This is a genomic window from Opitutales bacterium (assembly GCA_013215165.1).
Lineage (GTDB): Bacteria > Verrucomicrobiota > Verrucomicrobiia > Opitutales > JABSRG01 > JABSRG01.
The window spans coordinates 1-7323 of sequence record JABSRG010000097.1; the positions used below are offsets into that span (position 1 = coordinate 1).

The 7323-nt window shown below is 50.9% G+C and carries 7 protein-coding genes; 3 read left to right on the forward strand and 4 right to left on the reverse strand.

All coding sequences use genetic code 11. The features are described from left to right. The first annotated feature begins 97 nt into the window (after window positions 1–97). Window positions 98–454: a VOC family protein gene (locus tag HRU10_14560; GenBank protein ID NRA28454.1), complete on the forward strand. Its 357-nt coding sequence runs from the start codon at window positions 98–100 to the stop codon at window positions 452–454. Window positions 455–523: 69 nt separating this feature from the next. Here HRU10_14560 and HRU10_14565 read toward each other — a convergent pair whose 3' ends face one another. Continuing rightward, a complete protein-coding gene (locus HRU10_14565; GenBank protein ID NRA28455.1) occupies window positions 524–1498 on the reverse strand; it encodes a hypothetical protein in 975 nt (324 codons plus the stop codon). A gap of 97 nt (window positions 1499–1595) precedes the next feature. Between HRU10_14565 and HRU10_14570 the strand changes: the two genes are divergently transcribed. After that, the gene (locus HRU10_14570; protein NRA28456.1) at window positions 1596–3017 is read left to right on the forward strand and encodes an L-seryl-tRNA(Sec) selenium transferase; all 1422 of its coding nucleotides are present in this window, start codon (window positions 1596–1598) and stop codon (window positions 3015–3017) included. Between the two features lie 3 nt (window positions 3018–3020). Beyond that, complete coding sequence (selB, locus tag HRU10_14575) at window positions 3021–4961, forward strand: selenocysteine-specific translation elongation factor (protein NRA28457.1); 1941 nt, start codon at window positions 3021–3023, stop codon at window positions 4959–4961. A gap of 91 nt (window positions 4962–5052) precedes the next feature. On the opposite strand, the gene HRU10_14580 is transcribed toward selB, so the two are convergent. The 3 genes from HRU10_14580 to HRU10_14590 all read right to left on the reverse strand — a co-directional run bounded on the left by HRU10_14580 (window position 5053) and on the right by HRU10_14590 (window position 7227). Beyond that, complete coding sequence (locus tag HRU10_14580) at window positions 5053–5901, reverse strand: hypothetical protein (GenBank protein NRA28458.1); 849 nt, start codon at window positions 5899–5901, stop codon at window positions 5053–5055. A gap of 63 nt (window positions 5902–5964) precedes the next feature. Then, window positions 5965–7020 carry a hypothetical protein gene (locus tag HRU10_14585; GenBank protein ID NRA28459.1) on the reverse strand — a complete coding sequence of 352 codons (1056 nt, stop codon included), beginning with the start codon at window positions 7018–7020 and terminating at the stop codon, window positions 5965–5967. A gap of 30 nt (window positions 7021–7050) precedes the next feature. Beyond that, window positions 7051–7227, reverse strand: a complete 177-nt coding sequence (locus tag HRU10_14590) for a hypothetical protein (protein ID NRA28460.1) — start codon at window positions 7225–7227, stop codon at window positions 7051–7053. Window positions 7228–7323 lie beyond the last annotated feature (96 nt).

Consider the following 7323-nt stretch of genomic DNA (forward strand, 5'->3'; position numbering starts at 1 on the left):
AGACACGATCAACCGCTACAGCCCATCAATACTCAGGTTTGATCTCCGCCATCAGGTCTTATGGGATGGCTGTGATTTCGGTATATTAATTTGAAGAATGAAGCCTCCGATCCCCATTCTTCGTTCATTCGACGAAACAAAAGCCAAGGAGTTTTATATCACCTTTTTGGGTTTCAAGGTCGACTGGGAACATCGTTTCGCTGACGACGCGCCCCTCTATATGCAGGTTTCTCGGGGAGACTCTGTGATTCATCTTTCCGAGCACCATGGCGATTGTTCACCAGGGGCCCGAATTCGCATCGAAATGTTGGATCTCGAGGATTACCTCGATCAGCTTCGCACTTCTAGATACAGATATGCTCGCCCTGGCAAGCCGGTGAAGCAGCCGTGGGGACTTAAAGAAGTGACGCTCTATGACCCTTTCAGCAATCGACTGACTTTATATACAGAGTAATGTGATTTTCGGCTAAGGGCACAGGGTATGAATTAGTTTGCGCTCGAAGACACCCCGACAGCGCCGTTGCTACAGTTTGTTGTGGGAATTCTTTAGTTCCCGTCGATCATCCCAAGACCACTCATAAAACCCGCCGTCATAATTCTTGGCACGGTATCCGAGTAGCAGGGCAACGAGAAAAGCGACGCTGGATCGCCAGCCGGTTCCGCAGTAAAAGATGAGTGTGGTCTCTTGGTTCTCCACAGCTGAATCAACAATATCGAGCGTCTTCCAACGTCGTCTGATTCTCTCCAGTTTTGGAAGAATTTCTTGGCGAGGCTGTTGGATCAGGTGCGTCCAGTTACCATGGAAGGTCGCTCCTGGGATGTGCCCTGCGCGTTGGAAGAAAGTGTAATAGTCTTTATGCGATCCGTCGTACTCACCCATGGTGCGCACGTCAACGAGGCGAGCGGCTACTTTGCCTGCCGCCTCAACTTCAGCAGTTGTTGCCAACCATTGTGAGCGCATTTTCCATGAACTCGGCGTAGGTTCCGGTGTGCGTTCATAGTCAGTGTCTCGGCATGTGTATTGGATGTTCTCTACGACATCGCCACCCCAATCGGTCCATGCTGCCAGCCCCCCGTCGAGCATTTTGACAGATTGGACTCCTGCCACCATCAGGCCCCAGGCGATGCGCGCTGCTGAGAGCGTGGCGTCAGGGTCTGTTCCATAGACAACGACGCATGTCTCCGGGCGAATGCCGATCGATTCAAGCGTCTGCACCAATTGCTTATGGGGCATTAGGTTTCCGTCTTCAGGCTTCTGGTAGGAGGGATAATACCGAGAGGACTCCCATCCAGCTTCCAGAAACGATGGGTGCATCCGAACTGCCCCTGGGACGTGCTGGAGAGTCTGCTCTTCCAGTGGAAGTGGATGATCCTGTGATGAGAAATGGGCTTCAATCAGCAAGGGCTTTTCACGTAATCCCAAGCTGATCAGTCCGCTGAGCTGCTGAGGACTGATCAGTTCAAATCCGGTCGTCAAAGATGGAGCTTCATACATCATTTTTAGGACTTAGAGGACAGACGCCTCTCGGTATTTTCTCTCTTGTAATGAGAGTCATTTAAGTTGCGGTAACAGCCAATACATTTTGGCTGTATTTATGCCAAACTCCGAGCCACATCGGAAATCATTACTTCGCCAGATACCGGGGGTCGATACGATCATTACTTTACTGATCGAGAAGGGACACACAAGCGACCTGCTGCTCCCAGTCGTGGCGGCTCGCGTGCGGCAGGCTGTGGAGCGAGAGCGCCGATCTATCCTGGATGGAAAGTCGGCGTGTGCGACCCAAGAGGAGATTGTTGAAGAATTGGCAAAAAACTTAAGCAGTCTGGCTCTGTCACGTCTGCGCGGCGTGATCAATGGCACGGGGGTGGTCCTGCATACCAATCTTGGACGCAGTCCGTTGAGTGCAGGTGCGGTGCGGCGGGTATCCGAAGTTGCCAGTGGCTATTCCAATCTAGAATTCGATCTGGATGTGGGGGGACGTGGTTCTCGGGGTGCCTACCTAGAGCAATGCCTGGCGACGGTGTGTGGGGCGGAGGCCGCTACGGCGGTAAATAACTGCGCATCGGCGCTTATCCTGGCACTAAGATCTTTAATCTCTGATGAGCGCGATGAAGTGATTGTATCGCGCGGAGAGCTGGTGGAGATCGGGGGTGGTTTCCGCATCCCCGAGATTTTGGAAACGAGTGGGGCGCACCTACGTGAGGTTGGAACGACAAACCGAACACGTGGCGCGGATTTCGAGTCAGCTATTGGGCCGAGAACCAGTCTGTTGCTCAAAGTTCACCAGTCGAATTTTTATCAGGAAGGGTTCACTGAGGAGGCGAGTCTGAGTGAGCTAGTTCGCATTGGTGGTGAGCATCACATACCGGTCTTGTTTGATCTAGGTAGCGGTGCTCTGTTTTCCACAGAAAAGTTGGCACCGATTCCTCACGAGCCTCGCGTACCTGAGGCGATTGCTGCCGGGGCGGATCTTGTCTGTGTCAGTGGGGATAAGTTACTCGGGGGGCCTCAAGCTGGGATTCTAGCAGGGAAACAAGAAATCATCGCTCGCTTAAAGAAGAATCCATTTTTCCGTGCTTTGCGTTGCGACAAGATGGTGATCGCTGCCTTGCAAGAAACCGTGGAGGCTTATCTTGAAGATAGTGAGAATCCGGCGCTCCCGCACGCTGAATTCCTCCAGAGATCACTGGAGGGTATTCGAGAGCGGGCAGATAAGATCGTAGCTGCGGTAGCAAGCTCACAATTAAATATTGGCTCAGGCATCTCTCGTTGTGGAGGCGGAACGATGCCCAAGGCTGAAATCCCATCCGTAACGCTCGATATACCTCCTCGCGCCATGAGTCTAGAAGAAGTTGCAAGAAAGCTGCGCATGGGCGAACCTGCAATTATCTCTTATGCCGCTGATGGGCTGTTAAAAATAGATCTGCGCACTGTGTTTAGTCATCAAGATGAGCAGGTTGCATGTGCTTTGAATCAGCTTTTGAATGCCAAGGCGCTGAATAGCACTGTCTAGTTTATGCCATCAACGCGGCATTTTATCGTGGCGACTGCGGGTCATGTGGATCATGGCAAAAGTTCCCTAGTTCAAGCCCTAACGGGTGTGGATACAGACAGGCTGCCTGAAGAAAAATCTCGGGGCCTCACCATTGATCTAGGCTTCGCTCAGTTGGAGTTGCCGAGTCATGATGGCAGTGAGGATATGCTTGCAGTCGGGCTCATTGATGTGCCGGGGCATGCGGACTTTGTTAAGAATATGGTCGCTGGGGTCGGTGCTGTGGATTTAGCGCTCCTTATAGTCGCCGCTGATGACGGATGGATGCCTCAAACCGAGGAGCACGCCCAGATTCTCCAGTATCTGGGTGTGAAAGAAGTATTGGTCGTTCTTACCAAAATTGATCGATTTGAAGACTTGGATTTAGCAATTGCCGATATTGAGGAGCACCTAGAAGGCACTCCATGGGAAGGCGCTGAGATCGTTGAGATCTCGGCTGCAAAGGCCATTGGAATCGAGCAACTTAAAGGGGCAATAGGTGCGCGGCTAAGCTCCTTAGAAACATCGAAAGACATAAATAAACCGAGGTTGCCGATAGATCGTGTTTTTCCAATAAAGGGCGCAGGCACTGTGGTGACAGGCACGTTGTCATATGGACAGATTTCTACGAGCGATCATTTGGTCGTCCAGCCAGCAGGCATTCCGATTGCGATTCGGGAGATACAAGCTCATCATGCTAAACGCAAGGTAGCGCCGCCTGGATCACGCGTGGCGCTCAATATAACGGGTGTATCTCGTGAGGATCGAGACCTTATTGGTCGTGGCTCGATTATATGCAATGATACCTCTGGTGAAGCTAGCAATTGTGTGCATGCAGCGACCCGGTGCGTGGATCGGAGTGATGTTATCATGCGGGCAAACCGCCATATCAAGGCAGGTAGAGAGCTATTTTTTCATTTCGGAAGTGGAACGATGCGTACCCGAATTTTTTTAGCTCCAGACTCTTCCCTGGAATCAGCGAGCTGGCTCTTCGTTGAATTGCGATTCTATGCACCCATCTGTTGTTGGGTAGGGGACCGCTTCGTTTTGAGAGACCTGTCGGGCAGACATACATTAGCCGGTGGGATAGTATTAGATCCGTCGGCGCCTCAGCGTTCGCTGCGTAAGACCGAGCAGGTAGCCTTGTTAAGAGCACGTCTGGGTCAGCCGCAGTCATTGGAGGCACTCATGATGAGTCAAATTAAACGTGATAGAGCTCGTCGATCAGAAGGTTTTCTAGCTGCATCGCCCCATGCTGAGTATGCTATTTCTGCTGGCATTGAACAGCTAGGCCGCGATGGCCGAATTCTTGAGTCCTGCGGTTGGCTGTTAGACTCTGCTTGGTGGCGTGAGGTGAGTGATTTGGTTTTGAACCCGCTTCACCGGTTTCATCAGAAGCAGCCAGAGCGTTTGGGTATGCCTGTTACTGTGTTCCGAAAGCATCTAGCTGAGGCGCTACCGGACAAGCGGCTGACGGATTCAATCCTCCATATCTTGAAGCAGTCAGAACTCGTTTTCCAAGGAACGGTCGTGCGGCATAAATCGCATAGGCCGAAGTTAAACCCGACGCTCCAGTTAAAGGAGAAACGTATCATAGAATTACTCAATAAAGATCCAGAAAACCCACCTAGTCGTAGTGATAGTATAAAAGATGCAGACGATGCGCGTGTCCTCAGATTTCTATTTGAATCGGGTGCAGCGATAGAGCTGAACGAAAAGACGCTAATCTCTCGTCAGGGATTCGAGGCTTTACGCCAGCAGGTGGTTGCAACGATCCGCGAAAATGGACCGGCAACGACAGGAGAACTGCGGCAGAAAATTCCTACGTCGCGCCGGATATTTGTGCCATTTCTAGAAAAGCTCGATGCAGACGGGGTGACAGTCCGGACCGAAGACAGGCGGAGCCTGTCTGAAAACTGGTTGTAGCGGTGGCTTTATCGCTTCTGAATCCGATCCAAAGAACAAAAAAGGGCAGATCCGAAAACCCACCCTATTTAGTTATTACAAGCTTTGGGTTTTAGCTGTCGGACAAGCTAACTAACATGGCTTCGGCAAGGGCATGTTGATCATCATGACTGAGCGCTCGGAAGTAGTTTATGGCGCTTGTCATCGGGAAAGATTCTGGGAGATTTTCTGATTCAGGTAAATGTTTAGCAAGTTCCGGCTTTGAGATACTGCCATCTCCGTCCTCATCTAATATTCCTGCACCAAAGACCATAATTAAGACATCTGAGACTTCCTCGACCGCGTGATAAAATTCAGCTGGCATCCACTCCGTGCCCTCGAGATATCCGCTCTCATTCTTATCCTGGCTAGCGAAGCCTCGGCGCTGATTTTCTGTAAAACCTTCATCATCAGTCTCCTCTCCCTTTCTGATAGGGAAGCCAGTCGCGTATTCTTTGAGCGAAAGTTTCTGGTCCTTATCTACATCCAGCGACAAACTGCGTGCAATGCCGAGCTGGTAAATGGCGGTTGAAAACATTTTAGTAAATTCTGCTTCGCCGATGAGGCCGTCTGCATTCGGCTTCATGAAGGCGGATATTTGCTTATCGGCTTCTGCATTATTCTTGTGGATTGCCTCTGCGGTCGTTCCGTTTTCGAGGAGCTCTTCAGATACGGGTGCCTCCATGTTGACGCGCGCAAATCCGCGCCCCATCAGCGTGCGGAGCATAGACCGGTATTCGAGTTTTCCGTCGCCATCATCATCCAATGTCTTTGCAGCCATCTGAATCTTACCGCCTACTTCTCCAGTAAATCGAGCGATCTCTTGAGCAAGCTCAGGGTCGATCATTTTAGACATGTCAGGTTCGGCTATCATCGACGCAAAAGGTGCGGATACGAGCAGGAGCAGTGTGCGAGTCTTCATTTTAGTTACTTTGATTGCTTATGATTTGAAAAAAGGAGCCAGCGTCAGACTGATGTATGGTGTCTAATTACCACGTTTGCGGTAACGCTGACGTTTGGAGGTCAGTGGCATTTCTTGAATCTCATCGCCTCGTAGGATCGTGAGTGTCTTAGTGTTGCCGGCGGTATGCATGAGTTTGATGTGAGTAACTAAATCTTGGGTAATGATGTTTTGCTCCACACCGTCGACGGCCACGATGATGTCTCCCTCTTCAAGATCGTGCGCTCCTTCGAGGAGCGCGTTGATATCGACCTCAATGACTCGGGATGCAAATCCATCTACGGGTAGGTCAAGCGTCTGTTTTTCTTCGGTAGACAAGCGTTCAGCATTGAAGAACACCAGCGGGTCGACCGACCAATAGCGGTGAGTGAGGTCTGTAAACCACCATTGATCTGGTAGCGCCATCACGACTGTCATAGCACTGCCGTCGCGATTAATGCCAATGGGTAGCTCTGTTGAGCGACGGTGAACACGGTCGAGACGAAACTGCAGGTCACCGAAAGTATACACTGCGTGGTTGCCTAGGTGCGTGATGATATCGCCACGCTGCAGTCCTGCCGCAGTGGCAGCCCTTTCTGTCCGATCAATTTGCAGCCCTCTCGGTATGTCTAAATAAATACCCAGTGTGTGCAGGTCGGGCGACGCATACATGTCCTGGAGTTTATCAAGCGTGCCGGCCGTCTCCATTTCGGTTATCAGGTAATCATCCACTAGGTGACACTCCACACAGCGGTTATTATCGATAACAGATTTTTTGAGCGTGAGAATGTCTTTCGGGTAGAGCGGTTCCTGTCTTTCCTGTGGCTCGAAGTTTCCGGCTTGATATCGAGTATGCAGCTCGAGGCCCTGAGCGAGGGCGAGTTCTAAGCTGTCGAAGTCAAGATAGGTCGTTGCCGATGCCGCATCGCGCCCTCCATAGCGTATGTATATATGCTCATCTGCGTTCATCATGAAGAAGTATAAAGCATTGTGACGATCAAACTGGAAAAGGTTCAGGTCTACTCCGGTGAGCGACATGATGCGGAGCAAAACATATTGCTCCATAAGCTTGCCGCGGGGTGTGTTGATAGGTGTATGCACAACCTGTGCATCAAATTCGCGTCCGTTGCGTCAGGGCGCACAACGAAATTCGAGGAAGATGGGTTTCCCCGTCTTTTTCGCCTCTTCAATCGCCTGTGGGTATGAATAGAGCCACTTTAACGTTTCGACCTTTTCTTCCGCCTGGGCGAAGAGGGCATAGGTGGCATAGCAGATGAAACAGGTGAGAGTTCTGATGTATCTTTTCATCAATGGAATCAAAAGAGGTCACAGCCATCCCACAGGGATAATCTAAAAAGTTAAAAAAATGGTTGGCTCTGGACGGCTTCCGACCAAGGAAGCCAG